Source organism: Lactobacillus sp. UMNPBX12 (assembly GCF_002553955.1).
GTDB lineage: Bacteria > Bacillota > Bacilli > Lactobacillales > Lactobacillaceae > Lactobacillus > Lactobacillus crispatus.
The window spans coordinates 107,262-134,081 of record NZ_PCYY01000003.1 but is presented as its reverse complement, the minus strand read 5'-3'; the positions used below and the strand labels follow the sequence as shown (position 1 = coordinate 134,081).

The window sequence follows — 26,820 nt, the reverse complement described above, 5'->3', positions numbered from 1 at the left end:
TAGAATATCATTTAACTCTTTAGTTTTTCTTGCTCTTAAATCAATTAATTCTTTAGTACTTTCAGCTTTTAATTTATCTAATTCCTTAGTTTTTTTAGTAATTTCTTTATCTAGCTCCAACGGCTGCATTTGTTTGACACTAAGCTTTAAATCAGCTTCTTTCTGTAATTTAGAGTTATCTTGTTTTAATTGGATTTTTTCTTTCTCCAATGCTTTTTGAGTTTGTTTTAAATTTTCAAGTTCTAACTTAAATTTTTTAGCTTTAAACAAATCAGATAAAGATACTTTGACATGTGTAAGATTTGAAGTATCGGATGATACATTATTATTTTCTTTCATTACAACTGGCTGTATTGAATTATAATCTTTACCTTTTTCGTTAATTACTGATTTAGTAATCCCAGACGAGTTTTTTTCTTTAACATTTTTACCTGTTGTACTCTTCTCAACTTTATTATTTAATATCGCTTCGCTAGTCTTTTTACTTTTCTTTTTGTAGTGTCGGATGATGATATACGCTAAACCTGCTAGTGCTACCAGCCAACCTGCAATTGGTAAAAATCCAACACCAATAACCAAAGCGACAAATAAATAAAAAATAGCTCCTAATATTTTCAATAACACAAAAAATACTCTCTTCATCTACACTTTTCTCCCACTTTATTAATTAAGATAGCTCTTCAAAACCAAACATTAACATTTTATCATGAATATCCAGTTCCTGAATTGTCAAATTAAGTGCAACAGTTAGGCTATGAAGAAATATATTGCTTGAAGAGTTCCTCTGCTGTGTGATATTGGAGGATTCGGCGATGTTTGTGGTTAATGGCATTGGTTGCCTGTTGAACATAAGCTTTTGACTTGTCTTTCATGCTCTTGCCCTTAGGGAAGAATTGACGCAAAAGACCATTGCAGTTCTCATTGGTGCCCCTTTCCCATGGAGAATATGGGTGAGCAAAGTAAATCTGGCAGCCCTTGATCTTGGTCATATCCGCAAACTCAGAGCCATTGTCAAACGTGATTGATTTAAACCAGGCAGGATGTCTGTCAATCTCCTTTTGAAGCAGTCTTTGACAAGTACTGGCCCGATAGTCAGGAATTTTGATAACAACCTCAAAACGAGTGGTTCTTTCAGTCAGTGTCATTAAGGCAGGTTGATTTTTACGTCTGACACCTTTAACCAAATCGCCTTCCCAGTGCAGGGGAACTTTTCTGTTTTCAACTTCTTTAGGCCGCTGTTCAATCGAATTGCCAAGATTCTTTTTATGCGGAGCATGGCCACCATGACTATGATGGCGTTTGTTTCTGCGTCTTTTAAGCTTCATTGGCAGGTCGATATTGCTTATATCCAGCAATCCTTGATCAATATAACGATAGACAGTGGGCGTGCTAGGACATGGATAATTTGGCATAATCCTGTGAAATTCACCGACAAATTCATCGATGCTGGTGGCATCAAATTTGGCTTTAAAGCGTCTGCTTAGCATTCTGAAAAAGACGGCATAGTGTTGCAGTGGATTACGCTTATAGCAGTTTCTGCGGCGCTTTTCATGATAAATTTGTGCAGTATCAGCGTAATAGTGCTCATACAAGACATAGCTGCTGTCTCTTTGCAGGACGCTTCCGCGTTTGATTTCGCGACTGATTGTCGATTTATGACAGCCAACTTCTTGAGCGATGACAGTACGGGAAGTTATGCCAGAATCCAGCATTGCCTGAATCTGACCACGTTGTACGCTAGTTAATTGATGATAGTGTTTAGAAATGCTAGAATTTGAATTGGTCATGAAGATCTTCCTTTCTTGATTTTTCGTCACTTCAAGTTTAGGTCTTCATGGCCTTTTTGTTTAACACTTAGTGTTGCACTTCAATTTTAAATCCGGGTTTTATATTTAAATTAGAAAGTTCAATATTGCTATTTGACAGATAAGCCAAAATCATAATTAATATTGGCGTTAAAAAAGTAACTGCATTCTTTAGCATTTTCATTATTTCATAGAAAACTGTTTTAGGTGAATTTTTTAGATAAAACTGCATATCTAAAATACTTTCCTTATCTAAATTGGATATATCCCTTCGTAAGCAACTATATACTTCAAACCCATTTAGTTTATTAGTTGTTTTTATTGAATTATACAATTTACTTGTATTCTTTAAAATCCCTCTTTCATTTAATAAATCTAATACTCTAGCTCCTTTTGCATTTTCAATATTAGTTACAATTAACCAATCATTAACTGTAGGATATAAAAATGACCATTTAATTTTAAACCAGCAGTCAACTATCCAAGCGCTTAATTTAGTTATTAGCAAATAATAAGAGTATATAGCCCGAAGTTCAATAACAAACAGAACCAGTAAAGCTAAAATATGAAAAAGCTTACTCCACAAAATTAATTTTTCAGTTTTATATTCTAAAAAAGCTAAAAAGACGAATAGTATAAAATATACTATAGATCTGACTATGTTGGGCATAACTTTTCTAGGAGGTATTTTTCCAAAAGCAATGGAACCTAGATTTTTCAAATTTTTTCTCACAATTATCTCCTCGTATTAAAAACATGGACATATCAAAAAAATAGCCAGCTTATTAGCTGACTTCAAACTTACTTTCCCAACTTCTCCCGAATCAACTTCTTAGCCTCATCCACAATAGGCGCTCTTAGCAGCATCACCATAACACCGTAAATCACAACGCCAACAATAACTTCGAGTCCCATCATTAACCAAGAATCCTTCAAATGTGTATTCATCCAGAAAACTGGCAAAAACATAACGATACCAGAAATTAGATACTTTCCCAGACTACCAAACAGTGTCTTATAACTCAACAAACCTCGAACCGCAATTAGTTGATACAAAGTAACTCCAGTTTCTGATAAAACCGTTGACCACATGGCACCATTCAAACCATAAAAGTGAATCAATGGGAAATTTAAAATTATGTTTACTACGGCACCCACTGTAACAGAAATTGTAAATTGTTTCTGATGGTGAATTGGTAATAGATACTGCACGCCAAGTGCATTACTCCAAGCAATCATTAAAATCACGATAGACTCAATCATCATCGCCGGCCCTACTGGACCATAACCAGGACCATAATATTTTGGAGCTAATGTTAAGGAAATTGCTGCTAATCCAAACATCATAGGTACTGCCACAGCAGACACAAAATCAAAAGACTTATACAACATCTGATTTACCTTCTTCATGTCACCATGCGATACCGCATTGGCCACATGTGGCAACATGACTGTACCAGTTGCTGTCACTAAAGCCAAAATCAACTTCACCAAATTATCAGAATACTGATAATAGCCAGATGCCGTCTCATTAACCATGACACCCAACATCGTACGATTCAATTGTACATAAACTTGAGTAGCTATTTGCGGTATAAAAAGCTCGACCATTGGCCCGAAGTGAATCCAAGGATTTAAGCTCTTAATCTTAACCTTGGGCAAATCCCGATAAATATCCGGCCACAAAGTTAAGTTGCCTAGTAGAGTTGACAAAGCCAATACTACAATATATAAAGTTACATCATAGGGTCCCTTGATAAAAACAAAGATTGCTATCATTGATACAATCTTTACCAAAGAATTTTTTAAAACTGTAACTTTAAAGTTTTCAACACCTTCATAGAACCAAGAAATGTCAAATGCTACGGCAATTAGATTAAGCGATTGTGCCACCATGTAATTAAATTGGCGTGTATAAAAAATTAGGAAAATTTCAAAAGCAATAATTGACACAAGCGTCATTATTGTTTTAACTATTTGAATTTCCCAAAAAGTCTTGGCCATTTTAGGTCGATTATCACGAACGTAGGCTATCTGACGATTCCCATAATATCCAATACCCATGCTAGCAAACAGAATAAAATATTGAATAATGGAATTTGTAAAAGCATTAGCACCTACACCTTCAGGTCGTAATACACGACTGACATATGCCGATGTAATAAGCGGAACTATTATTGCTAATACTTGATATCCTACATTATAGAGATAATTTCGAATGACCTTCATTTAAAACCTATTCACCAAATTCATTATTTACCGCATCGAGTGCAGCATCAATTACCTGATCCATATTGTAATACTTGTATTGACCAAGACGACCACCAAAAATTACCTTGTCTTGTTCCTTTGCTAATTCAGCATATTTAGCGTACAAATTATTATTTCTATCATTATTCACTGGGTAATATGGTTCATCCCCACGTTGCCAGTCTGCTGGATATTCCCGGGTAATAATTGTCTTATCTGGATCACCTTTACCGAATTCAAAATGCTTATGTTCAATGACACGAGTGTAAGGAATTTCAGCTTCAGTATAATTGATTACTGCGTTGCCTTGATAGTTGCCAACATTCTTTTCTTCAGTTTCAAAATGAAGTGAACGATATTCAAGTTCACCTAATTTATAGTCAAAGAATTTATCAATCATACCGGTGTAAACAACTTTATCATAATTATTAAGATACTCTTCTTTATCATCAAAGAAATCAGTATTTAATTTAACTTCAATATTTGGATGATCAAGCATCTTTTCCACCATTTTTGTGTAACCACCAATAGGAATACCTTGGTAATCATCATTGAAGTAATTGTTATCGTAAATCAATCGCACTGGAAGACGCTTGATAATAAAAGCAGGCAATTCAGTACATGGTCTACCCCACTGCTTTTCTGTATAACCCTTGATTAACTTCTCATAAATGTCACGACCAATTAAAGAAATAGCTTGTTCCTCAAGATTTTGTGGTTCCTTTCCTGCCATTTCTTGTCGTTGTTCATTGATCTTAGCCATAGCTTCTTGCGGAGTCCTTACTCCCCACATCTCGCTGAAAGTATTCATATTAAATGGCAGATTATACATATGTCCTTTATAGTTAGCAACAGGACTATTAGTATAACGATTAAATTCAGCAAATTGTTGTACATAATTCCAAATCTTTTTGTTTGAAGTATGGAAGATATGTGCACCATATTGATGAACCTGGATGCCATCTATCTTTTTAGTATAGATATTACCCGCAATATGGTCTCTTTTTTCAATTACTGTAACTTTGTTTCCACGCTTTGCCGCTTCGTGAGCAAATACTGCTCCAAAAAGGCCAGAGCCTACTGTTAAATAATGCATTTATCTATTTCTCCATGTTCTTTTCGATTACCTTAGCAGGTACGCCTGCTACTATACTTCCCTCAATATCTACATCTTTAATAACTACTGCATTGGCACCAATTATGGTATTTGAGGCAACTCTTATTGGTCCAAGAATTCTTGCCCCAGCCCCTATGGTAACATTATCACCCAACTTAGGACCTTTTTTATCTTTTGAATTTTGTATGCCAATAGTCACATCGCCATAAATATGGCAATTCATACCTACAGACGCTTTTTCATTTATTGCTAGAAATCCATAATGATCTATTCTTATACCAGGCCCAACGCTATTATTCGAAATATCGAATCCAAGTTTAATACCTAATTTTATAATTCTTTTTCTAAGAAAATGATTTAATAATCTCAGTGCCAGTTTTTTAATTCCAGCAGTATCATTATTCAACCTATATTGACATAGTTCCCTTATCCTTAACATAAGAAGATATCTACTAATATCGTCCTTAATGTATGCATAGAACGTCAAATTGGTACCATATTTTTCTTCTGTCGCCATTTTATCCTTGATAATGAATTTTTTTAATGTTTCATAATTTGTTATCATAAAATACCATCACTATTTATTATTTTCCTTTGAAAACATATAGTTTGAACCAATCCAGATAATAATACTCAAGGTTATAAAAATTATATCCATTGATTCATAAAACTTATTTGAAAAAAATGCGAATATAATACATGGTACTATTGTTCCCCCATAAAAAAGTCTTGATAATGGAGCTAAAAACCTATGACATCTTTTTGTCATCTGATAAATAAATTCAGAGGTCACTGACATAATTAAAGTAAGCCAAAAAACTCCTTGATAACCAAAATCATATATCCACGGATAAAACGTGGTAGCAACATTTCCTAATCCATATCCATTAGAAATTCTGAACGGTAAATCTAAATTATAAGGATCAACAGCCAAATTTGCATGTTTTATTAAGAAATTAATCACTGTATAGAAAGTTTGTTGCCCCCAAATTTCTTCATTGATTGGGAAAAATTTTTGATTAATAAATATGTCTAAATTCTTTATCTCTGCTCCCACATAAGTTGAAATATAATCCATGAACTTTATTGAATCTACATTTCTTCCAACTATCGTTGCTGACCATTCCAGCAAAACTAGAACTAATCCAACAAAGACTATTCCGTACATTATATATTTAGTATTATTTACTAAATTATTGCTTTCATCCCGTTTAATCATATATAAGAATACAAAGAAAGTAACTAATCCAAATATAGTTCCGCCTCTAGAACCGTTCAATAAAGGTGCCAATAATCCAATTAAAGTTTCAAAGAATAATACCATATTAAACTTTTTTTCAAATACTATCGATCTTGCAAACAAGTACTCTCCAAACACACCAAATGCAGTTATAAATGTTTGCATTAGTTTTATATAAGTGGGTAATGTGACATCTAAATCAATAAAACCATTAGTGCTTGAATTAAATACAAAAATTGCAGAAATGATATTTGCCTGTCCTGTTATCTGTTTTATTGTTTTGATAATAAAATAGATAAAAATCAATTGGACTATTTCTATTATCATCATTTTCACAGTTAGGCTTTTATCCACCTTCAAGCTATAGGAAGAAATTATTTGTTTCTTATAACTCTTCGAAAAAATCAATTTAGTTATAAACCCAACTAAAATAAATTCTGCCACACCACCCGCAATTACTATATAAGTTTCATTACTTAAATTAATTGCCCACTTTTTATCATTTAGTAATGCAAAAAATGAGGCAAACAAAAAAGATAAACTAAACAGAAAACTAGGAGCTATTATATCTTTTTTATTTAGGTAATATGACATTACAGATAAAATAACTAATGTAAAGAAAAGTATATGCATTATTTTTTTGCCCTATTAGTAACTTTTTCAATCTCAGGTTTAAAAAAAATTCCAGCTAAGTTTCCCTTTATACTGGCCTTTAAACGTAAAAACTTATAATTTGGTGATAAAAATATAATCTTGATTGGATCAATAAAAAATTGATGTGTTAAAATATCAATAAATTCCATTTTCCCTGCATACCTTTTAGCATTGTACAGACTATTTCTATTTGCAAAATAATAGCGTGATATTCTATTTTTACTTTTTTCAATAACAATATCTGTAGAAATATTATCCTTTATTCTATGTTCTACAATCGATTTATCAACCAAGTATCCATTATAACCAGCTTTTCTTATTCTAGACGTATACTCAACGTCATCTCCCCAAATAAAGAAGTCACTGATTGGATATCCCACCTTCAATACAACCTCACGCGGGATTAAAATTGAAACAAATGAAGCATACTCAATCTGTGTTAATCCCTGCTCAATATATTCATTCCAATTTGAACTAGTTTTTGGAATATTCATTTTGGCAGGAGAATTGTCCTGCCATTTAACATTGCTAGCTAAAAAACCTATATTTTTTGCGACACTATTTTTTTTCATTAAATTTAATAGCGCATCAGTGCTTGGAATAGTATCATCATCCATTATCCAAACATATTCTGAATTACTTTCTTTTATAAAATGTTTGATTCCCTGGTTAAAGCCTCCAGCCCCACCTATATTTTCTTTCAAATGTACCGGAATAACATTTTGATGTGACTTCTCTATCATCTTTAGATACTTCCAAGTATCATCGGTAGAATTATTATCAATTACAAAGATTTTACGTACCGCCTTTGATTGATTTTCAACAGCATCTAAGCATTCTTTCAATAGTTCCAACCTATTATAGGTAACTATTATGCAATCTACATTAGCAACATTACTTACTTTCACCTTTACTTTTCCTTTCAAAGCTAATCGATAAATTTATTCTCTAATTTTGTAGCTTCAACATCGACATCATAACCTCTAATACGGAAATTATTTCTTATATCAGATGCATTTTCTCTTTTACCTGTTAAGTATTTTTTTACAATTTCATCAGCCCAAGATTTTGAGTTCTTAGCCAATGACATAAACCCGATATTATTATTAATCTTTATTTCTTTTGGACTCACTCTATCAGAAGCAAATATTGGAACACCATTAGCTTGTGCTTCTAAAAGAGAAACGCTTAACCCTTCAAAACGAGAAGGAAATAAAAATAGATCAAATGCACTATACCATGCCTGCATATCATTTTGCTGCCCAACTAACAAGACATTATTTGAAAGATGCATTTTTTTAATTTGATTTTCTAGATTTTCTTTTTCCTCTCCCTGACCTACGATTACAATCCTAAAATTTATTTTTTTCTTTTTTAACTCAGAAGCTATTCTGATTAAGAATTCCTGGTTTTTCTGGAAATTTAATCTTCCTACATTTCCTATGACAAAAGTATCTTTTAATGAATATTTATTTTTTATTTTATCTCTTTTTTTGCTATTAAAACTTGTTTTCTTTAAATCTATAGCATTTTTTATTATTTGAGATTTAATGTTCGCAGGAAACATCCAATTAGATGCTTCTCTAGAACATGCCCAATAATCGGTTGCATATTTCTTTATCTTTTTTTTATGTATTTTATGTAAATTTAGATAAACTGAACCTTTTAGACCTTGAACAATAAGACGTGAATTATGACTGTGAACTATTATTCTTTTTATGTGATACTTTTTTGCCAACTTCAAATATATAATATTAGCTAAATCACTTGTATTAAACCAAATACAATCATAAGCACCTGAAATTTTTGAAAATAATCTATTAAGCTGTCCGTAATATTTTATTGGATGTGATCCACGCTTTACAGTATAGTAAATTCTACTTCCCATTTTTTTAAATTGGTCTGCATAAGCCATTTCATATTTATCACTGTTACAAATAAAATCAAAATGAATCTTATTTTTATCCAATCTCTTATAGTAGTTTAAAACCATGCTTTCGATACCGCCCTGATCTTTTTTATTAGCTAGTCCACAAACTAATACCTTATACATTAAATTTCACCTTATTATTTATATAATTCAATAAATTGATCAACTGTATCCTTAATATCAAATTTCTTTTCTTTCAACAGAATAGAATTATCTTCTCTGTGTATTGCATTAAATTGCATAATTTTTGATACCCAGTCTTCAATATTGTCAGGTCCAATAGAAAGATAAGCAACTTTTTTTGTTAATTTTGCTTCTTTAGTAATTTTATTAGAAAAAATAACTGGTAATCCAGCTGCCTGTGCCTCTACACCAACAATTGGGAGTCCTTCAAAATGTGAAGGAAGAACAAATACATCCATAGCTTGCAAAAGCTCTTCTACATGATTACTCAATCCATAGAATATAACTTTATCCTGAAGGTTTAGATCATTAACTAGCTTTTTTATTTTTTCTTTTTCTGGTCCCTCACCAATTAGTAATAGCTTTGCATTTTTTTCTTTTTTTGTTAATTCTTTGAAAATCTTTATTAAATATTCATGATTTTTTTGATATGAAAATCTACCTATATGACCTACAACAAACTGATTTTCAATATCCAATTTTTTTCTAGTTTTTTGACGAACATTAGAATCATATTTAAACCTATCTAAATATATTCCATTATTAATTATCGTAATTTCATTTTTATTAATGTTAGGATACATCCATTTAGCTGCTACGTCTGAACACGCTACAAATTTTGTTCCAACATTTTTTAATTTATTTCTTGTTATTCTATGCAAAAAGCGTTTTATTCTTCGATAACGTCCATCGACCTCTGAAGCATGTGAGTGGAATATTATTTGAGGAATTTTCGATTTTTTTGCAGCTTTTCCTGCAATATATAACTTATTAGCTACATCTGAATGAATATGAACACAATCATAATAATTTTCTTGTAGATATTTTGATAAATTATGATAAATTTTATACTGCTTCAATAACTTACTACCATGGTATCCCACATATTTAACTTTAGTACCATATTTAGATAAATTATGAATATTCGATTCATCTTCGAAAGTTTCAAAAGCTGCTATATCAATACTTAGATCGTGTGGCTTATTTTTTATTACATTGGTAACCAATGAATATACACCACTTCTTCCTCGATCATCAACATTCACTTCTAAGACTTTATAATTCATCTTTTACCTTTCTAATTTGAGGATGAAATTTAATTCCACTTTTCGTTCCTAAAATAATAGTCTTCAAACGCAAAAATCTATGATCCTTAGATTTAAAGACTACTCTAAAAGCATGCAAATTTAAACGAATAAACTGATATATATAGCCCTTTAACCCAATCTCGCGATACAAAAACATTTCATTACGATAAGCTAATTGATATCTACTTATTCTTTCTGCATCATCAATTGCAATATTTGATCCTTCATTATTTTTAGTTTTATGTATCACAATACTTTTATTTATTAAATAACAAGGATAGTTTAGTGATATTCTTTGACTATATTCAAGATCATCACCCCAAATAAAGAATTCTTTTACTGGTAATCCAACCTTCTCTACTACAGATCTTTTAGTCAAAAAAGACACAAAAGTTCCCATCCGTATTGGAACTATAGGTGTATTAAAATCTGACACTTTTTTAGACAGAGACAGTTTAGGTATGTTCATTCGACAAATATGATTATCTGTCCACAAAACTTTACTACAGATAAATCCATATTTTCCATTTAATTCTTTATCTGCTAATTTTAATTGTTTTAGTGCATTGATAGTAGGAATACAATCATCATCCATTAACCAAAAGTATTCATAGCCTAATTTATAAGCAAATTTTATTCCTTCGTGAAATCCACCTGCTCCTCCAATATTTTTACCAGTTGAATGATAAATTATTGAATCATTCTTAATGAATGGCTTTAACATTTCTGCGGTACCATCAGTACTCATATTGTCAATAATCACAATATCGACTTTCTGAGTTTGCATTTGTAAATTACGTATACATTCTCTTAATAATTTTTTTCTATTATAGGTAACCACAATAGCTGCTGTATCGCTCATGTAATGCCTCCATATAAATATTAAAAATGTGTTTTTGTCTTTATACCCAGTTTTCGTTTAATTAAAGAAAAACCTTTCCTCAAAGTATTTTTCCCACCAATTTGACCCCAAGAAATTTCTACATGTGTAAATAAATTTGTATAAAGCCAAACATCCATTAACAACTCAGAAATATATCCAAATACTCTTGCTTCTTGCACAGAATATTCAGAAATATTAATGCTATTTTCTAGCTTACCTAGAACATCAAACATAAAGCTACAATATGATTCAAATGCATTTCTTTTCATAATAAACATATTGAACATATGAGCCCCACGTTTCCCCATAACTTTATCAAAGGCAGGAAGATAGTTCGGATACTCTTTTGCAATAACTTCTCTTGTCCTATCAAGCGGCTCTTTATGATGTGCATGGATATAATGAGAGTAGTTAGTTTCAATATAGTAATTTCTTTTTTTAGGTAAAATCACATCATACTTTTGTAACAATTGATTTACTTTTTTGATACTAATTACATTTTCTAAAGAATATGGCTTTGAGTCAAAAAAGAAACGACGATAATGAACTAACCCAACAACGTCAACATCTTTCAAATTTTTCCAAGCCCAATAAACCGCAGTAAGTTCATTGTAATTTGGATTCTTTGCTGAAATATTTTCGCCCTCGTCATCTCTTTGATAACTAATTTCTGGCTTATAATTTCGTGTGGCACCTACCAAAACAGGCATATACCCATCTTTATTAGGCATGGGAAACTGCTTATGTGCTGCCACCATTATTACAGTTTTCACTTTTAAAATGCACCATCCCTCTTAAGAATACTAATACAACAAGCAAAGAAAACTTTTACATCATACCAGTAAGAAGCATTTCTTATATACTCTAGCTCAATATTACAACGCTCCGGATAGCCAATATTAGCCCGCCCACTAGCCTGCCACAGTCCTAATGCACCAGGCTTGACTGACAAAAATTCACTGATTTGATCACCATATTCGAACATTTCTTTTTTCACAATTGGTCGTGGACCTACTAATGCCATTTCACCAATTAAAACATTAAGAAATTGAGGAATTTCATCCAATGATGTTTTTCTTATAAATGCGCCTATTTTAGTAACTCTGGGATCCTCACCCTCTGGTAATTTAAATCCATTATCTACATACTTTTGATAAAGTTCTAGATTACTTTCTAACACCTTATCCGCATTAAAAATCATAGATCTGAATTTAAACATGCCAAATGGTTTACCATATTGTCCAATTCTAATTTGCTTATAAAATGGACTATGCCCATCTTGCACAAAAATTAGAATTGCTAAAATCAGAATTACTGGAGATAAAACTATCAAAGCTACTAAACTGACTAGAATATCTGTAATTCTTTTAAAGAAATGATATACGCTATGCTTATTCAATTTTACTTGTTCTTTCTCCATCACTTTATTATCCATCATAATAGATAACAAATTTCTCTATATCTGTCCCAAATTACAATAATTTACTGAATCATTTACCTTTTTATTTACTATACCACGCTCTATGCAGCTTAGATGCAAACTTGCATATTTACATCAAAAATCAAAATAACCAGAACTTCTTTTTCTGCTTCAATGGGTGCCAATCCATCTGAACTGGGTCGCCATTGATGATACTTCTAGCATTATCTTGCCACTGCTGAGCTAGGTCTTGACTGAATTCTTGACTCATCTTTTTATAAGCTTCACTCAATTGATACTGCCGTCTTGGCAAATCGTGTGCGTCAGATGCAAAGGTACATCCCTGCCCCGCCGCAATCAACTTACGTGACATCTCTTCAATCTTATCACCAAAAACGCCCGTATAAGAACTAGCCGTAATCTGCACCAGACAACCTTGTTCCAGCATCCCTTGCAAAATTTCTGGTTCCTTTAAAATGCGGCTATTGCGCTCTGGGTGCACAATAATCGGTGTAATCCCGCGCTGCATCACCTTGAAGATCGTGTCCTGCGCATAAGTTGGCACGTCATCACTTGGAAATTCCAATAGCATATAAGTTCTATCTTCATCGCAGAACAAGATATCGTCCTGATCAAGTGCGTCGATCAAGTCACCTGACAAGCGAACTTCCTGTCCGGGGAAGACTGTCAATGGGATCTTAGCTTCATCTAGCTTCTGTTGGTAGAGATCAGTCAGCCAGATAATGTCATCTTTATGATTTGTATAGCGCCCATTAAGCGTATGTGGTGTACAAATTGCATGCGTTACGCCATCTTTTACCGCAGCCTGAGCAAGTTTGATCGAAGTTTCCCAACTTTTTGAACCATCGTCAATGCCCGGTAAGATATGGCAGTGAATATCAACTAAGACCATTATTGACCATCACTCTTTTTACGTCCGAACAAACCTTTTTTCTTTTCAGCACCATATCCGTAACCATAGCCATACCCGTAGCCGTAACCATAGCCACCATTTTCAGCTCTAATATCGTTCATAACGTAGCCTAGAATTCGAGCCTTGGCAAATTTCAACATTTGCACAGCTCTAGTAATCCCAGCCTTTTGTGTTACGCCTTGACGAACAACAAGAACTACACCATCAAGGTGACTAGCCAATTCTTGCGTATCGGATACTTCAAGAACAGGAGCTAAGTCAATGATAACCATATCATAATGTGACTTAACCAGTTCAATAAAGGTTTCCATTCTACGTGAACCAATCAATTCAGCTGGATTAGGTGGAATCGGACCAGAAGTCAAGATTGACAAGTTATCAATTCCACTTTCTTCAACTACATCATTTAAGTTGATTTCGTCAGCTTCTGAAGTAAGAACAGTTGTCAAACCAGTATTGTTCTTAACGTTGAATGTACTGTGCAAAGTTGGACGACGCAAGTCGGCATCAATTAATAAAGTCTTGCGTCCAGCTTGGGCATAAGTAATCGCTACGTTAGCAGTTACAGTTGACTTACCTTCGCTAATGTTGGCTGAAGTAAAGGCTAAAGTATTAATTTCTTCATCAACTGCCATGAAGTTAATGTTAGTTCTAATTGTTCTAAATTGTTCAGCTACCGCACTACGAGGATCAGCAACTGTGATTAATTGGGCACCATGCTTAATCGTATCATCGGTACCACGTTTTTTTCTAAATAATGACATTCGCTTCTCCTTTCCTATACTCGACGGCTTCTACGCTTAGGACCATTAGAATTATTTTTCTTTCTTCTAATAGTAAATGATGATGACACATGGAAGTGGGAAACTTGACCTAAGTCAACCAAACCTAAGTTATCAGTCAAGAATGTATCGTCCTTAACTGTAGTGTCGGTCATTTCACGAATTAAAATTACGGCAAAGCTTAAGACCAAACCGATTACAAAACCAGCTAAAGTAAAGAGCTTCACGTTAGGTGATGATTGACTGCCATTAGTAGCTGGCGCAACAATCGTAACGTTGTTAATGTTCATAATGTTAGGGATTTGGTCTCTAAATGAACGTGCCACAGCATTTGCTTCAACCTTAGCCTTTTCAGGTGTATCTGCAGTAGCAGAAATTGAGAAGACCTGTGATTGTTGTTGAGTATTAACTGAAACGCTCTTAGCTAATTCGCTAGTAGAAACGCTGTAGCTCTTACCGCTACGTTCAACTACTTCTGGTTGAGCCTTTCTTACTAATACTCGGCGGCCATCTGCATTAGTCTTGTACTTAGCAGGTTTAGCCTTTTTTACCACTCTAACTGGGTTAGCTAAACGATTAGAAGCATCTTGCAAAATAACGTGACTAGTTACAATATCCTTATAGGTAGTAACCATTTGCATGTTGGCTTGTTGAGTATTATATGCCGCATTCGGGTCATTCTTGTTAGCCTTTTGGTTAACCAAAATCTGCGCATTAGAAGTATACTTTGGTGAAATAATAAAATTAGAGACACCCCAGCCAACTACTGCTAAGCCGACGCTCCAGATAATCAATGCCCAAATATGGCGACGGCAAATTTGTAGCAATTGAGTAAGATCAATTGTATTTTCAGTTTGCTTTTGCTCTTGTTCCATTTACCTTTTCCTTTAAATTAACGATTCATTACATAGCTAGACTTGTTAGCAGCTACCTTAACATGTGGCAATTCTAGCGCCGTTCTGATATTGTCAGAAACTCGTTGACGCTCATCTTTACTTACCACTTCAATTTCCATAGTGCCAAACTTAGGATTCTGTGTTTCCTTACTTACACCCTGAGCATGGTCTTGGGAAAGATTGTTAGTGGCTTTTCTATAGTCCATAGCAATCTTGTACATTTGGTTCATGGTCAAGTCAGTTTGCATCTCGCTAGAAATGGAATTCAAGAAACTTGAATTAAGCAAAGTTGAAGGTGAAACAGACTTCTTAAGCAAGGCCATGATTACCAAGCGGTCACGCTCTTGTCTACCATAATCCTGACGAGGGTCACCATGACGAAGTTGGGCAAATGCTAAAGCCTTTTTACCATTCATGTGATAAGTCTGGCCTTTGACAAAGCTATAACCCATATTGTTGAAAGTTAATGGAGAAGTTACATCAATTCCCCCAACTTGGTCAATTGCCTTCTTCAGACCACCCATATTGATCATGATGTAGCCGTCAATTGGAACACTGTAATATTTATCAAGTGTCTTAATTGTTTCGCTAACCCCGCCTAATGTATAAGCTGAGTTAATCTTAGTTACACCATATTGTGGGTAATCTGGGAAGATTGCGTTTGAGTCACGTGGAATTGAGACAATGCTTGTACTATTGGTCTTAGGGTTGATCGACATCATCATGATGGTATCAGTTCTACCCTTCCAGTGACGACCCATGGCACCAGTATCTGTACCCAATAATAGGATATTAATTGGCTTTTTCTCATTCAGCAAATTATCAAGAGTACGTCCTTTATTACTCTTGGTAGTCTTAGCAACGGGGGTGTACATATTCTGCGTCGTATCACGCAAATTCTTGTAGATCATCCCGCAAACAAAAAGACCGACTACAATGATCACGCCAATAACAATCCAAAAACCGCGCCAGAACTTACGGTGACGACGGTGGTGATGATGGCGATGACGATGTATCGGTTTATTACTTGATTCTGCGTTATTTTCCATTTTAATCCTCTTAATCTTATAACCGTTACTATTATATACTCAAGGATGTATTTTGACCAAGCCTTAAAAGGCTTACATACGGCAAATACTTTGAGTAGAAATGAAAAATGCATCCCTCAAAAATGGAATGCATTGATGCTGAATCATTGTATTTACTATGTATGTTTATTCCTTACTTTAATTTTATCAGTTTACATACTCATTCCAAGCTTCATCTTTCCATCTGACAGTCATCAATCATCCTCCAGAAGCTTGTGATGAGAAATTGAAGTCCCCTTTTTATATTCTTCATACCTGGTCTTAAGTACATTCATATTTTCATTACTGTAAAAAGGACTTGCTTTAACTTCAAATGGAATTTTTCTTTCATTAACTAAAGCTTTCGTAGCTATGTTAATCCAAACCGAAAAATTCAATCCCATATCCGCCAATAATTCTTCAGCCTCGTTCTTTAATTCAGGATCCATACGAGCTGTAATCTTTGTATCTTTCATTGTTGTTATCACCTTGCCTTACATTGTACTTACATTGTATCATATAAATAAGGCTAAACTAGCAAAAAGCATCTACAACTATGTTAAGTATTGATAGGAGTTGATTAATTATGCTAAATATTGAAGAATCAATTAAAGAATTTGAAGCATATTTTCAAGGCAAGCCTAATGAAGTTGAAGTAGTTACACGAACTATAGCAGTAGTGAATAAGAAAGATCAGCATAAAAATAAATAATTCTACTTGCATCCCTCAAAACACATCTTAAGAGTGGTCATTGATCACTCTTTTTTCCACTTAAAATTCCACTTCTTTCCTTATTATAAGTATCTGTAATACAATAAACTTAACAACAAATAACGAGGTGTTTTTATGATTGATAATCAACCTAAAAAGACAAAAGCTTATATCGCGGGCGTAAACTTAAACGACCCAAACTTCGACTACTACATGACCGAGCTGGCCAACTTAACTGAAGCCAACAATATGGAAGTAGTTGGGCAAAGCTTTCAAAATGCAGAATCAATTGTCGCCGGGACCTACTTCGGTGTCGGCAAAATCAATGAAATTAGAACTATGGCTCAAGGCTTAAAAGCAAAAGTTTTAGTCCTTAATGACGAATTGACTCCCGTACAAATTCGCAACTTAGAAAAATTAACCAAAATGCGAGTTATTGACCGCACGGAATTGATCCTTGAAATCTTTTCTAACAGAGCGCGGACCAAGCAAGCTAAATTGCAGGTACAGCTAGCACGGCTGCAATACGAACTTCCCCGTTTGCATCCCTCCGAGAACAACTTGGACCAGCAGCGTGGTGGTGGCTTCGCTAACCGTGGTGCCGGTGAAAGTAAACTAGAATTGAACCGGCGGACAATTGGCAAGCAAATTTCAGCCATCAAGAAAGAATTGAAGGCTGTTGCCGGTCAAGAAGAAATCAAAGCGGCACGGCGCAACCAAAGCCGCATCCCTAAAGTCGCTCTCGTTGGTTACACCAATGCCGGTAAATCAACCACAATGAACGGACTATTGCGGGAGTTTTCTAAAGAAGGGGCCGACAAGGAAGTCTTCGTTAAAAACATGCTTTTTGCTACGCTAGATACTTCCGTGCGGCGGATCGACTTGAAAGACAACTTTAGCTTCATTCTGTCTGACACTGTCGGTTTCATTTCTAAACTGCCCCACAACTTGGTCGAATCTTTCAAGGCTACTCTGCAAGAAACGCGTGATGCTGATTTATTAATCAACGTTGTTGACGCCTCTGACCCGAACATGGTGCAAATGATTCGGACAACGCAGAACGTTTTAGATGAAATTGGCGTTAAAGGAATTCCGATGATTACCGCCTACAACAAGGCTGATAAGACTGATCGCAATTACCCACAGATCGAAGGCGACGACATTCTTTATTCCGCCATCGATCCAAAATCGATCAAACTACTGGCCGACTTGATCACCAAGCGCGTTTTTGCCAACTATGAAAAGTTTGACTTGATCCTGCCACTAAGCGCGGGTAAGGAACTGGCTTACCTGCATGATCACGCCCAAGTTTTACGTGAAGACTACCAAGACGATGGCGTACACATCGAAGCGAACATCGCGCCCGACGACCAAGGACGCTTCCGTCAATATTTGGCCTAACTAGACTAAGAAAAAATATGAAAAAACATAATCTGCTGTTCCTTTTTGCCCTCACATTTTTGTTAGTTCCTACTAACACGCCTGTAATGGCTGCTAAATATAGTACTAGTGAGTCAAAAAAGGTGCGCACTTTTCAAAAAAGCTATCATCGTTTGAGCCAGAAGAATTACGATCGGATTTCACTTTTTGCCGTGCAACCCAACTTTGGTATTCCTTTTTCAGCAGGAGTGCTTGACCCTGATTACATCAAAACTTCAATGGCTTACGTTAATTATTACCGCTCATTAGTTGGACTACCTGATGACGCCAATTATGCTAATGACAACGTTAACGCCCAGCTTGGTGCTGCAGCTCTTGCTTCAGTCAATGCGGAACAAAATCTGCGAGCCCATGGCTTACAAGGTTACGTCAAGCCTGGCTATATCAGTGATACTGACTGGGATACAGCGGAAAATACCACATTGGGCAATATCAATTTTTCAGAATCAACTAGCGGAACTACCGCTGGCGAGATCGTCACCGATCTGATACGTGAAGATAATAATATTGCAGATAATGGCAACATCGGTCACCGCGGCATGATCCTGTCGACGCGAGCCACCCGAATGGGAATTGGTGCTGCTTATGGCACTGAAAATAATGTCTTGTATTCTGTTGAACATGGACTATTTGCTGATGATATTTTGCGTCAGCCTGTGAAAAGCCGAATCGTTTATCCAGCTGCCGGCGTTTTTCCCTACGAATTAGTTGGTGGTAAAACGCCATGGTCTTACTCAACAACCGAGCGAATTTCTGGTCAGCCGAAAATTTACATCACGGATTTGACCACCAAGAAAAAGCGGCAAGCGACACAGGTGCGCAACTTCGGCACCACTTTTTACGGTGACGGCTACACAACAACGATCACTTACCGACCTGGCAAAACCAAGTTAATCAACACGCACAAGTACCGTGTACAAATCGGCAAACATTATAGCTACAGTTTCAGATTTTTCAGGCAAAATAGCACATTGAAAAATAAACAGATTGTAAAGCATCGAAAATGAAATACGTTGATATGCTAAACGGCTCAAGCAGTTGTACATCCTGCTTGAGCCGTTTTAGATAGTAACAAATATTGTAGTCTGTTCAACAATCTTCATGTAAAATAATATTTAGGTCTATTGTAGCGGTTAGCTACCGCTAAGACTTAGTAACTTTAGCATGGCTACACACCCCTCGATCAATTCTTAAGTTATGGAGGTGGAAGCTATGCATAATTGGGTAGATTGGAGAAGTAGGCTTCCAAATGATTGCTTGGGCTATCGCTATTGCGATTGTGCTGAATGCCTTAGGCTTTTTCGCTATTCGTTTGGCTATTGCGTATGCGATAACAAAAAAAGCTAATCACAAGGATTAGCCGAAACAACAGTCATCTTAAGTTACGATTGGAGTTAGCGACTGGTACTCGCTAGCTCCTTTTCTTTTATTATTTTAATATGATTTAGAATTTATTGCAATGTTTAGAAGCGCTTATTCTACGCCAATGACGTAACGCATGATGAATCAATAGCTTGTTATACCAAGCATAATTGTGCTTCATATAATTATAGGCGGTTGTAAAATTTTCCAGTTGGCTAGCCGCAATGAATTGATTGCGTGTCCAATGCCAATCCTGAGTAGGATAATATAAAATTTTCACTCGGATTACCCTTCCTACTGTAATAATTGCCCGATCATGATGATAACGCGTGCGAGCAACATTGAGGTAGCTACCAATTAAAGTATTGCGCCAGTATCGATTATGCAGATAATTTTTTCCAAAAGTAAGGCCTTGCGCAATACCTTAGAAATGCAGTACCATTCGCGTTTGCCGTTAGGCAATTCAACCAAACACCAAAGATATTGGTGTCTCTTCGCCATTCAATCCACCCCTTCTAATTAATATCGGCTTTAATTATACCGCTACTAGCTATTCAGTTAGAAAATCAATAATGTCAGAAAATATTAGGTCATGATGTCAAATCTATTCAACTGACATCATTTGTCCTAAGAACGCATTTACCGCTTGCTTAATATACTCGCTGCAAAGGTGAGTATACTGCGTTGAATTTCTGGACATGGCTCTGCTTAAACGGTCTTGATGGGTGTCATTTTAATCCCTTCTTTAATTTTTGCTATAATTTTCTCCACACTGAAAATTATGACAAAAAAACTAAAAAATTTCAGTACAGAGAAAATTATGACAAAAAAAGTAGAATTTTTCAGTCTAGAGAAAACTTTTATCAATACAAAAAAGCAAGCGCATTAATCGCCTGCCTAAAAGTATTCAAAATTACTTCTCTATAGCACTCTCTTAGCAATCGATGGTGTAAAGTAACTCGATACCGTTTGCAAAATAGTACCTTGCTCCGGTGTTGCTGCGTTTACATATTGATTGTTTCCTACATAAATTGCAACGTGGTATGGAGCTGTCGTTGAACCCCAGAAGACTAAGTCACCTGGCTGCAAGTTGTTCAATGAAACAGTTTGACCAACCTTAACTTGATCATAAGTTGTTCTTGGCAAGTTAACACCGGCCGCTTTTTGGTAAACATATTGTACTAAGCCAGAACAGTCAAATGAATCCGGACCTTCTGCACCCCAGACATAATTCTTACCTATCTGTTGTTTAGCTAGCGCAACAATTGAAGCGGCCTTACTAGTAGCTTGCGTTGAAGAAGTTTGGTTAGTATTTTGGCTGGTCTTCTTGATTGCCGTATTAACAATTTGCTTAGCCTTCTTCACCTTAGCTATCTTTTCAGCCTTCTTCTGAGTAGCCGTTTTAGTAGCTACTGCCGCTGTCTTCTTATTAACAGTAGTCTTTGTCTGCTTAGCTTCCGTTTTCTTAACAGTTGGTGCTTGCGATACTTCTGCTTTTTCTCCAGCAGTAACATCTACGGTATAACGCGCTTCAATCCATTCACGCGTTCCAACCTTGTACCACAAGTTGCCCTTCTTATCGAGTGCAGTCTCAGCTACATTCCAGACCGTGCCGTCCTTAGCACGGTAACCCATGAATTGACCATTCTCATAGTTGGTCCAAATATTCAGGCTCTTACCTGGTAAATAGCTAATCTTAACTTGCTTAATCGCAGTAAAATTAGCTGCACGAACAGTTTTCATTGATGTGATTGCGGAAACACCCGTAACGGTCAGGGCTGCAGCCGCTCCCACTTTAAAAAAATTATGTTTCATAATTGAATCCCCTTGGTAGCGAAACAGGTGAAAACTTTTCACCTAAAATTACCCACTCTTACTATGTAACGCCTTCATTATTGCATGTCCTACCTCAAGAAGCAAATTAGAACATTACAATATTACAAAAAAGACGGATCACTGGAATCCGTCTTCATTACTTACTATCTTAATTTAAAACACGCTTAGCAACACTTGGGTAGAAGTATGAACTCAAAGTTTGCTTGATTACGCCTTGACCTGGTGTAGCAGCGTGGATGTATTGGTTGTTACCAACATAGATACCTACGTGATATGGAGCACTTGCACTACCCCAGAAAAGCAAATCACCCGGTTGAAGATTATCCATAGAAACGGTTGATCCTTGCTTAACTTGATCATAAGTAGTTCTACCCAACTTCACGCCAGCAGCGTTAGAGTAAACATATTGTACTAAACCTGAACAGTCAAAACCGTTAGTTCCTGTACCACCCCAAACATAGGACTTGCCTAATTGTGCTGAAGCCAAAGTAATAACTGCTGAAGCATCACCAGTTGCTTGAACTGACTTCTTAGCCTTTTTAGCTTTCTTAACTGCTTGAGCCTTATCTGAACTAGCATCAACAGTATATTGAGCTAAAATCCATTGGTTATCACCAATTTGGTACCATGTACGGCCCTTCTTATCAGTCTTGGTGTCAAAAACATTCCAAGTAGTACCATGTTGAGCACGTTGACCAGTAAAGTGACCGCCATTGTAGTTGTCCCAGATGTTAATTCCATAACCTGCAATGTAGTTAATCTTTACTTTGGTAGTAGCAGCTTGAACAGTAGCATTAGTTGAATCTGGCTTGATGACATTTACTGCAGCTACACCGGTCAGAGTTAATGCAGCAGCTGCGGTAACTTTTACGAAATTGCTCTTAATATTCATCAAATTCTCCTATATGTTTTCACTATATATATATAAGCATTCTTAGAATTTATTACTTAAGCTGGTAACGAAAATATTAATTCATCGAAAAATCTTTAAATTTCTTTAACGTATTTAACAAAATCTATAATAATGTCCTAATGTTACAGTAGTGTTACAAAAGTAATACTGATTTAATAAATATTACGTTTCCGTCAAAAAGAAAAATAGCTAGGGAGATTTCCCTAACTATCTTAATTAGATATTTTATTTTTAGGAAGACTAACGCAATTAGTCGATTACACGCTTAGCTGATGATGGGTAAAATGAAGCTAAGGTTTGTTCCTTAACATTTTGACCAGGAGCTGGAGCGTGAACAAACTTGCCGTTGCCTACGTAGATACCTACATGGTAGTTACCCCAGAATAATAAGTCACCCTTCTTAAGCTTCTTAGTTGAAACTGAAATGGTCTTACCAAGAGTAATTTGACCGTAAGTAGTTCTTGGCAAAGTCTTGTTAATAGCATTCTTGAAAACGTAAGTAGTTAAGCCTGAGCAGTCAAAACCGCTAGGACCAGCAGCACCGTAAATGTAAGGCTTGCCGATTTGCTTCTTAACAAGCTTAACAACTGCATTACGCTTCTTAGTAGCAGCTGATTCTTGCTTAACTGAACTTGAGTCAGGTTTAGTAGTTTCAAGATCTGAAATTGAGTTGTTAGTAGTTACAGTAGTGTTTTCAACGTCATCAGCGTGAACAGTTGATGGAACATTGATAGCTGAGATACCGGCAAAGAATACTGATAAAGCTGCGGTGTATTTTACTAAAGTACGTCTAAAATTCAAAATTAATTGTCTCCTCTAAAAATTACTAAATTGTTTTTTTGATTTCTTAAATCAATTGACGTTTTATATAATACCGATTGAATGTTACACGAATGTTTCAAAAGAGCTACTATCGCGTTAAGAAACCTTGTTAAAAAACACATTTTATGTAAAAAAGAGAAGACCCAAAAAGCTAGCGAAGCTTTGCTATCAGTGCATCGAGAGCACTTTTGGTCTTTGTTAAATTGTCGTTAATTAATATATGAGCGTAATTTTTCAGATCAGCTGGCAATGCATTTAATTCACTACCACTAAGTCTTTCTTTAATCTTACTTGGATCATCACCGCGCTTGAGCAAACGCTCTTCTAGCTCTTTTTTGGTAGATGTTGTTATATAAAGGAAATAGACTTTGTCACCCAATTGCTGAATATAGGTATAAACGCCTTTGATATCGACAATTAGAGAAACTAAGTTGCTTTTTTTCCAAGCTAAATTCAATGCTTCACGACTTGAGCCATACTGATAAGATCCATACTTAATATGTTCAAAAAAGTGCAGCTGGGCAAAAGTTTCGTCTGTTTCAAAATGATATGACACATCTTGTTTTTCGCCTGATCGCATCGGCCGCGTGGTATGCGTTAATACGCGTGGAATACCATATTTTTCAGTTAAATATTCTGAAACAGTCGTCTTGCCAGCGCCACTAGGTCCTGCAATAAGAATTATTTTTTTCAAAACCTGATTCTCCCCACTTGAAAATGTTGCTTTTTTATAATAGCATTCTTGTGTTATAAAAGACTAAAACTTTTTCTCGGAAGGGAGAATTATAGATGAAAAAAGCAGATGTAAAAGTTGGTGCAATCGTTGGTGCCAAATCAGAAGAAGAACTTAAGAAGCCATTCCAAGGCAAAGTTGAAAAGATCTACGAAAATTCCGCATTGCTTGCAATTACTTCATACGATCCCGTTGACGCCACTGCTATCAGCGACTTGAACAATAAGATCGTAGTTAACTTCAAACATTTAAAGACTGCTCGCGCCGCCAAGAACAGTAAGACTGCTTCAACTAATGAAGTTAAGATTGAAAAAATTGCCAAGAAGAACGACGATAAAAAAGAAGCAGACAAGAAGTAAAATTTGACAAAAATAGCCCGCGCAATGTTTACGCGAGCTATTTTTTTGCCTAAAATTAGGACATCGATACGAGAGGAAATATTTTATGAAAGAAAAAACGCGAACTGTTTTATTTTGGTTTATTTTAATCCAGCCCTTTTTAGACCTTTATTGGTTCTACAACGGTAAATTAGCGGAAGTTTTACCATTTACTCTACCTACGATTATCCGAATTTTAGCTGTTTTTGTGATTTTCTGTATGTTTTTCAGTCAAAAGCAAAATTGGCAAAAATTAGGGCAAGACAAGTGGTTAATTCTATATTTAGCCCTACTAATTTTGTATTCGATTATTCACTTAATCCACGTCAAAAACTTTAACAGCATTAATCCTAATGACTACAATTATTCAACCGTAAGCGAAATTTTTTATCTCATTAGAATGCTTTTACCTCTGATGGTGATCTTTTTTACAAAAGAATTGAATTTCAGTCAGGAGCAATTCAGACACGTTATCGAAGGCATCAGCGGACTTTTTTCATTTACAATTGTCATTACCAATCTTTTTGTCATTTCGCTTAGAAGCTACGAGACAGGCCCGATTAGCGCTAATATTTTTGAATGGTTTGTTAACCCCAATATCGGTTACTCCCATATGGCCTCCAAAGGCTTCTTCAATTTTGCCAACATGGTATCAGCCGTACTCTTTATGCTGGTGCCTCTGATGCTTTACTTCATGTTCAGTCGTTTTAACTGGAAAATCGTCACTTTGAACGTAGTTCAAGCTTTAGCGATGATCGAGTTAGGAACCAAAGTGGCCCTCATCGGTTTAATCGGTGGCGTGATTATCAGTATTTTGCTGTATGTTTTCCACTTATTTATTGTTAAGGATGTTAACAAAAACGGCAAAGCCATTATCGTGGCGCTTTTAATCGAAGCTGGCACCTTTGCCATCATCCCCTTTGGTCCAGCAATCCAGCGCTATAATTATGAAAAATATTTGGCTCAGCAATCCGATGATTCTTTGACACAGGCCAAGCGAGAATTAAATGCTGGCTTAAAAAAATATCCTCAAGGTAAACAGCGCAAGGAATTTTTAACGAATTTCATCGGCAATCATTATCAAGATTACGCCTTAAATAAGAAGTTTGTTTTTAAAAGCTACCCTTATAAATACGATCCTGAATTTTGGCTCAAAATCATGAACGAGCCAGGCACCGCTAGAATGCAAAACCGACATGTAGAAAAAGCGATGCTTGATCAAGTTGTGAAGACTAACAACAATCGGCTCGACAAGTTCCTGGGCATTTCTTACACACGAGAAACCAACATTTTCAACCTTGAACGTGATTTCACTAGTCAAATTTATTCACTTGGTTGGATCGGCATGCTGTTGTTCATTGGGCCTTATGTCATTATCCTGCTCTACGCTTTAATCAAGTGGCTAATGAACAAAGAAAAGCGGACTTATTTGATCAGCTCAATGTTGCTTTCAATCGCCTTTATGATTTTCGCAGCATTCTCGTCAGGTAACGTAATGGACTTCTTAACAGCTAGCTTCATCCTGGCTTTCGTTGAAGGCAGCTTGTTAGCTAGCGTAACCAGAAAAGAAAATTAAACATAAAAAAAGTTAGGTAGTTGCTCGCCTAACTTTTTCTTAGTTTTTAAACATTATTTTTCTTGCTTAATAAAGCTTGAATCTGGCACCCGAATTAAGTAGTACCGAGTTGCTAAATGACCTGCATGCATCCCGATTCCATTTTGCCAATTCCGCTTGTACTTAGCCGTATAAATTGCCACGTAAGCACGTTGATACTTTTTATCCATTTTAGCCAATTCCTTTTTTACATAAGGAATCTTCTCGGCATTCACATCAAGCGCAGTGTTACCATAAGCAATCGAGGCATAGTCACTACCAATCGTGACCTTGCTGCCATCGCGATAAAAAGTATAAGTTTGTGAGCCATATCTCTTCTTAGCAGAATCAATTGTTACATAGCTTGAATTTCCCGCACCTGTACGCATTATCAGTGGCTCATACTTCACGCTTGAAGTAATGCGGTTTGCATCTTCCAGGTCTGGATTGTCCATAAAGGTCTGATTAAACATCCAACCTGCAGCTAATAAAAGTACTACAATTTCCACAATATTAAGAGCCATATTCGGCCAACTAAAGCGTTTATGCTGTTTGATAATCATCTTAATCCGTCTTTGACGGATGTTCTGGACGATGAAAACTAAATAAAGAATGATGGCAACCCAAATTAAGATCCCAATGATATTCCAGCTGAACATATCTCGTCCTGCTATATAAAACATAGAAACATGCAGAAGTTTTCATATTTCTACATGTCAGAAAGAAATATATTTTCCTTTCTTTGTCTTATTTACTGCTGTCTTCATCAGTATTCCGATATT

The 26,820-nt window shown here is 35.5% G+C and carries 29 protein-coding genes; 5 read left to right on the top strand and 24 right to left on the bottom strand.

Translation table 11 applies throughout. The features are described 5' to 3' along the window. From CP363_RS02490 to CP363_RS02405, 18 genes are all read right to left on the bottom strand, one after another. Positions 1–642: hypothetical protein (locus tag CP363_RS02490; RefSeq protein WP_369822227.1), on the bottom strand; the 642-nt coding region annotated here is incomplete at its 3' end. A 110-nt stretch (positions 643–752) separates the two neighbouring features. Continuing rightward, complete coding sequence (locus CP363_RS02485; RefSeq protein ID WP_098035775.1) at positions 753–1,787, bottom strand: IS30 family transposase; 1,035 nt, start codon at positions 1,785–1,787, stop codon at positions 753–755. A 67-nt stretch (positions 1,788–1,854) separates the two neighbouring features. After that, positions 1,855–2,538, bottom strand: coding sequence for a hypothetical protein (locus CP363_RS02480; RefSeq protein ID WP_098035774.1), 684 nt, complete (start codon positions 2,536–2,538; stop codon positions 1,855–1,857). Positions 2,539–2,606: 68 nt separating this feature from the next. Continuing rightward, complete coding sequence (locus CP363_RS02475; protein WP_089143668.1) at positions 2,607–4,034, bottom strand: flippase; 1,428 nt, start codon at positions 4,032–4,034, stop codon at positions 2,607–2,609. A gap of 7 nt (positions 4,035–4,041) precedes the next feature. Continuing rightward, on the bottom strand, positions 4,042–5,151 hold the full coding sequence (gene glf, locus CP363_RS02470; RefSeq protein WP_089143667.1) for a UDP-galactopyranose mutase: 1,110 nt from the start codon (positions 5,149–5,151) through the stop codon (positions 4,042–4,044). 4 nt (positions 5,152–5,155) lie between these two features. Then, complete coding sequence (locus CP363_RS02465; RefSeq protein ID WP_089143666.1) at positions 5,156–5,737, bottom strand: serine O-acetyltransferase; 582 nt, start codon at positions 5,735–5,737, stop codon at positions 5,156–5,158. Positions 5,738–5,749: 12 nt separating this feature from the next. Beyond that, entirely contained in the window at positions 5,750–7,045 is a 1,296-nt protein-coding gene (locus CP363_RS02460; protein WP_089143665.1) for an O-antigen polymerase, read from the bottom strand. Continuing rightward, entirely contained in the window at positions 7,045–7,974 is a 930-nt protein-coding gene (locus CP363_RS02455; protein WP_089143664.1) for a glycosyltransferase family 2 protein, read from the bottom strand. Before CP363_RS02455 ends, CP363_RS02460 begins: the two co-directional genes overlap by 1 nt. A 20-nt stretch (positions 7,975–7,994) precedes the next feature. Then, the gene (locus tag CP363_RS02450) at positions 7,995–9,119 is read right to left on the bottom strand and encodes a glycosyltransferase (protein WP_089143663.1); all 1,125 of its coding nucleotides are present in this window, start codon (positions 9,117–9,119) and stop codon (positions 7,995–7,997) included. A 14-nt stretch (positions 9,120–9,133) separates the two neighbouring features. After that, on the bottom strand, positions 9,134–10,246 hold the full coding sequence (locus CP363_RS02445; protein WP_089143662.1) for a glycosyltransferase: 1,113 nt from the start codon (positions 10,244–10,246) through the stop codon (positions 9,134–9,136). Continuing rightward, a complete protein-coding gene (locus CP363_RS02440) occupies positions 10,236–11,129 on the bottom strand; it encodes a glycosyltransferase family 2 protein (RefSeq protein WP_089143661.1) in 894 nt (297 codons plus the stop codon). Before CP363_RS02440 ends, CP363_RS02445 begins: the two co-directional genes overlap by 11 nt. A gap of 20 nt (positions 11,130–11,149) precedes the next feature. Then, on the bottom strand, positions 11,150–11,923 hold the full coding sequence (locus CP363_RS02435; protein ID WP_089143660.1) for a DUF4422 domain-containing protein: 774 nt from the start codon (positions 11,921–11,923) through the stop codon (positions 11,150–11,152). A 2-nt stretch (positions 11,924–11,925) separates the two neighbouring features. Further along, positions 11,926–12,570, bottom strand: a complete 645-nt coding sequence (locus CP363_RS02430) for a sugar transferase (protein ID WP_233187124.1) — start codon at positions 12,568–12,570, stop codon at positions 11,926–11,928. Between the two features lie 142 nt (positions 12,571–12,712). Beyond that, complete coding sequence (locus CP363_RS02425) at positions 12,713–13,483, bottom strand: tyrosine-protein phosphatase (RefSeq protein WP_089143659.1); 771 nt, start codon at positions 13,481–13,483, stop codon at positions 12,713–12,715. Continuing rightward, entirely contained in the window at positions 13,483–14,268 is a 786-nt protein-coding gene (locus CP363_RS02420; RefSeq protein WP_089143658.1) for a CpsD/CapB family tyrosine-protein kinase, read from the bottom strand. The genes CP363_RS02425 and CP363_RS02420 overlap by 1 nt, the downstream gene beginning before the upstream one ends. Positions 14,269–14,282: 14 nt before the next feature. After that, entirely contained in the window at positions 14,283–15,161 is an 879-nt protein-coding gene (locus CP363_RS02415; protein ID WP_089143657.1) for a YveK family protein, read from the bottom strand. A 17-nt stretch (positions 15,162–15,178) separates the two neighbouring features. Continuing rightward, on the bottom strand, positions 15,179–16,231 hold the full coding sequence (locus CP363_RS02410; protein WP_098035773.1) for an LCP family protein: 1,053 nt from the start codon (positions 16,229–16,231) through the stop codon (positions 15,179–15,181). Between the two features lie 233 nt (positions 16,232–16,464). Then, on the bottom strand, positions 16,465–16,725 hold the full coding sequence (locus CP363_RS02405) for a type II toxin-antitoxin system RelB/DinJ family antitoxin (RefSeq protein ID WP_013086892.1): 261 nt from the start codon (positions 16,723–16,725) through the stop codon (positions 16,465–16,467). Between the two features lie 110 nt (positions 16,726–16,835). On the opposite strand from CP363_RS02405, the gene CP363_RS11115 reads away from it, so the two are divergent. The 3 genes from CP363_RS11115 to CP363_RS02395 all read left to right on the top strand — a co-directional run bounded on the left by CP363_RS11115 (position 16,836) and on the right by CP363_RS02395 (position 19,408). Next, entirely contained in the window at positions 16,836–16,961 is a 126-nt protein-coding gene (locus CP363_RS11115; RefSeq protein ID WP_255404462.1) for a hypothetical protein, read from the top strand. A 135-nt stretch (positions 16,962–17,096) separates the two neighbouring features. Continuing rightward, positions 17,097–18,362 (top strand): GTPase HflX, encoded by a 1,266-nt coding sequence (hflX, locus tag CP363_RS02400; RefSeq protein ID WP_098035772.1) that lies wholly within the window; start codon positions 17,097–17,099, stop codon positions 18,360–18,362. 17 nt (positions 18,363–18,379) lie between these two features. Then, the gene (locus tag CP363_RS02395) at positions 18,380–19,408 is read left to right on the top strand and encodes a hypothetical protein (RefSeq protein WP_098035771.1); all 1,029 of its coding nucleotides are present in this window, start codon (positions 18,380–18,382) and stop codon (positions 19,406–19,408) included. A 712-nt stretch (positions 19,409–20,120) separates the two neighbouring features. Here CP363_RS02395 and CP363_RS10890 read toward each other — a convergent pair. From CP363_RS10890 to CP363_RS02370, 5 genes are all read right to left on the bottom strand, one after another. After that, positions 20,121–20,264, bottom strand: coding sequence for a hypothetical protein (locus CP363_RS10890; RefSeq protein WP_223845453.1), 144 nt, complete (start codon positions 20,262–20,264; stop codon positions 20,121–20,123). A 420-nt stretch (positions 20,265–20,684) separates the two neighbouring features. After that, the gene (locus CP363_RS02385) at positions 20,685–21,578 is read right to left on the bottom strand and encodes a C40 family peptidase (protein WP_005718198.1); all 894 of its coding nucleotides are present in this window, start codon (positions 21,576–21,578) and stop codon (positions 20,685–20,687) included. A 169-nt stretch (positions 21,579–21,747) separates the two neighbouring features. Beyond that, positions 21,748–22,491: a C40 family peptidase gene (locus tag CP363_RS02380; protein ID WP_005726403.1), complete on the bottom strand. Its 744-nt coding sequence runs from the start codon at positions 22,489–22,491 to the stop codon at positions 21,748–21,750. 270 nt (positions 22,492–22,761) lie between these two features. Next, complete coding sequence (locus CP363_RS02375; RefSeq protein WP_089147696.1) at positions 22,762–23,313, bottom strand: C40 family peptidase; 552 nt, start codon at positions 23,311–23,313, stop codon at positions 22,762–22,764. A 172-nt stretch (positions 23,314–23,485) separates the two neighbouring features. Then, entirely contained in the window at positions 23,486–24,028 is a 543-nt protein-coding gene (locus CP363_RS02370) for a guanylate kinase (protein WP_013086898.1), read from the bottom strand. Positions 24,029–24,123: 95 nt separating this feature from the next. Here CP363_RS02370 and CP363_RS02365 point away from each other — a divergent pair, with 95 nt between their 5' ends. Together CP363_RS02365 and CP363_RS02360 are read left to right on the top strand one after the other, a co-directional pair. After that, positions 24,124–24,426 (top strand): DUF2187 domain-containing protein, encoded by a 303-nt coding sequence (locus CP363_RS02365; RefSeq protein ID WP_013086899.1) that lies wholly within the window; start codon positions 24,124–24,126, stop codon positions 24,424–24,426. An 85-nt stretch (positions 24,427–24,511) separates the two neighbouring features. Next, complete coding sequence (locus CP363_RS02360; RefSeq protein ID WP_005725484.1) at positions 24,512–26,020, top strand: O-antigen ligase family protein; 1,509 nt, start codon at positions 24,512–24,514, stop codon at positions 26,018–26,020. 53 nt (positions 26,021–26,073) lie between these two features. Here the strand turns inward: CP363_RS02360 and CP363_RS02355 are convergent, their stop codons facing one another. Continuing rightward, positions 26,074–26,697, bottom strand: coding sequence for an LVIS_2131 family protein (locus CP363_RS02355; RefSeq protein ID WP_098035770.1), 624 nt, complete (start codon positions 26,695–26,697; stop codon positions 26,074–26,076). Positions 26,698–26,820 lie beyond the last annotated feature (123 nt).

Bases quoted from the DNA above. Each gene is read 5' to 3' on its own strand.
- CP363_RS02360 (WP_005725484.1), top strand. From the start codon at position 24,512: ATGAAAGAAAAAACGCGAACTGTTTTATTTTGGTTTATTTTAATCCAG.
- CP363_RS02410 (WP_098035773.1), bottom strand. From the start codon at position 16,231: ATGGAAAATAACGCAGAATCAAGTAATAAACCGATACATCGTCATCGC.
- CP363_RS02395 (WP_098035771.1), top strand. From the start codon at position 18,380: ATGAAAAAACATAATCTGCTGTTCCTTTTTGCCCTCACATTTTTGTTA.
- CP363_RS02450 (WP_089143663.1), bottom strand. From the start codon at position 9,119: ATGTATAAGGTATTAGTTTGTGGACTAGCTAATAAAAAAGATCAGGGC.
- CP363_RS02415 (WP_089143657.1), bottom strand. From the start codon at position 15,161: ATGGAACAAGAGCAAAAGCAAACTGAAAATACAATTGATCTTACTCAA.
- CP363_RS02465 (WP_089143666.1), bottom strand. From the start codon at position 5,737: ATGATAACAAATTATGAAACATTAAAAAAATTCATTATCAAGGATAAA.
- CP363_RS02420 (WP_089143658.1), bottom strand. From the start codon at position 14,268: ATGTCATTATTTAGAAAAAAACGTGGTACCGATGATACGATTAAGCAT.
- CP363_RS02430 (WP_233187124.1), bottom strand. From the start codon at position 12,570: ATGGAGAAAGAACAAGTAAAATTGAATAAGCATAGCGTATATCATTTC.
- CP363_RS10890 (WP_223845453.1), bottom strand. From the start codon at position 20,264: ATGGCGAAGAGACACCAATATCTTTGGTGTTTGGTTGAATTGCCTAAC.
- CP363_RS11115 (WP_255404462.1), top strand. From the start codon at position 16,836: ATGCTAAATATTGAAGAATCAATTAAAGAATTTGAAGCATATTTTCAA.
- CP363_RS02445 (WP_089143662.1), bottom strand. From the start codon at position 10,246: ATGAATTATAAAGTCTTAGAAGTGAATGTTGATGATCGAGGAAGAAGT.
- CP363_RS02485 (WP_098035775.1), bottom strand. From the start codon at position 1,787: ATGACCAATTCAAATTCTAGCATTTCTAAACACTATCATCAATTAACT.
- CP363_RS02385 (WP_005718198.1), bottom strand. From the start codon at position 21,578: ATGAAACATAATTTTTTTAAAGTGGGAGCGGCTGCAGCCCTGACCGTT.
- CP363_RS02405 (WP_013086892.1), bottom strand. From the start codon at position 16,725: ATGAAAGATACAAAGATTACAGCTCGTATGGATCCTGAATTAAAGAAC.
- CP363_RS02425 (WP_089143659.1), bottom strand. From the start codon at position 13,483: ATGGTCTTAGTTGATATTCACTGCCATATCTTACCGGGCATTGACGAT.
- CP363_RS02380 (WP_005726403.1), bottom strand. From the start codon at position 22,491: ATGAATATTAAGAGCAATTTCGTAAAAGTTACCGCAGCTGCTGCATTA.
- CP363_RS02475 (WP_089143668.1), bottom strand. From the start codon at position 4,034: ATGAAGGTCATTCGAAATTATCTCTATAATGTAGGATATCAAGTATTA.
- hflX (WP_098035772.1), top strand. From the start codon at position 17,097: ATGATTGATAATCAACCTAAAAAGACAAAAGCTTATATCGCGGGCGTA.
- glf (WP_089143667.1), bottom strand. From the start codon at position 5,151: ATGCATTATTTAACAGTAGGCTCTGGCCTTTTTGGAGCAGTATTTGCT.
- CP363_RS02365 (WP_013086899.1), top strand. From the start codon at position 24,124: ATGAAAAAAGCAGATGTAAAAGTTGGTGCAATCGTTGGTGCCAAATCA.
- CP363_RS02355 (WP_098035770.1), bottom strand. From the start codon at position 26,697: ATGTTCAGCTGGAATATCATTGGGATCTTAATTTGGGTTGCCATCATT.
- CP363_RS02460 (WP_089143665.1), bottom strand. From the start codon at position 7,045: ATGCATATACTTTTCTTTACATTAGTTATTTTATCTGTAATGTCATAT.
- CP363_RS02440 (WP_089143661.1), bottom strand. From the start codon at position 11,129: ATGAGCGATACAGCAGCTATTGTGGTTACCTATAATAGAAAAAAATTA.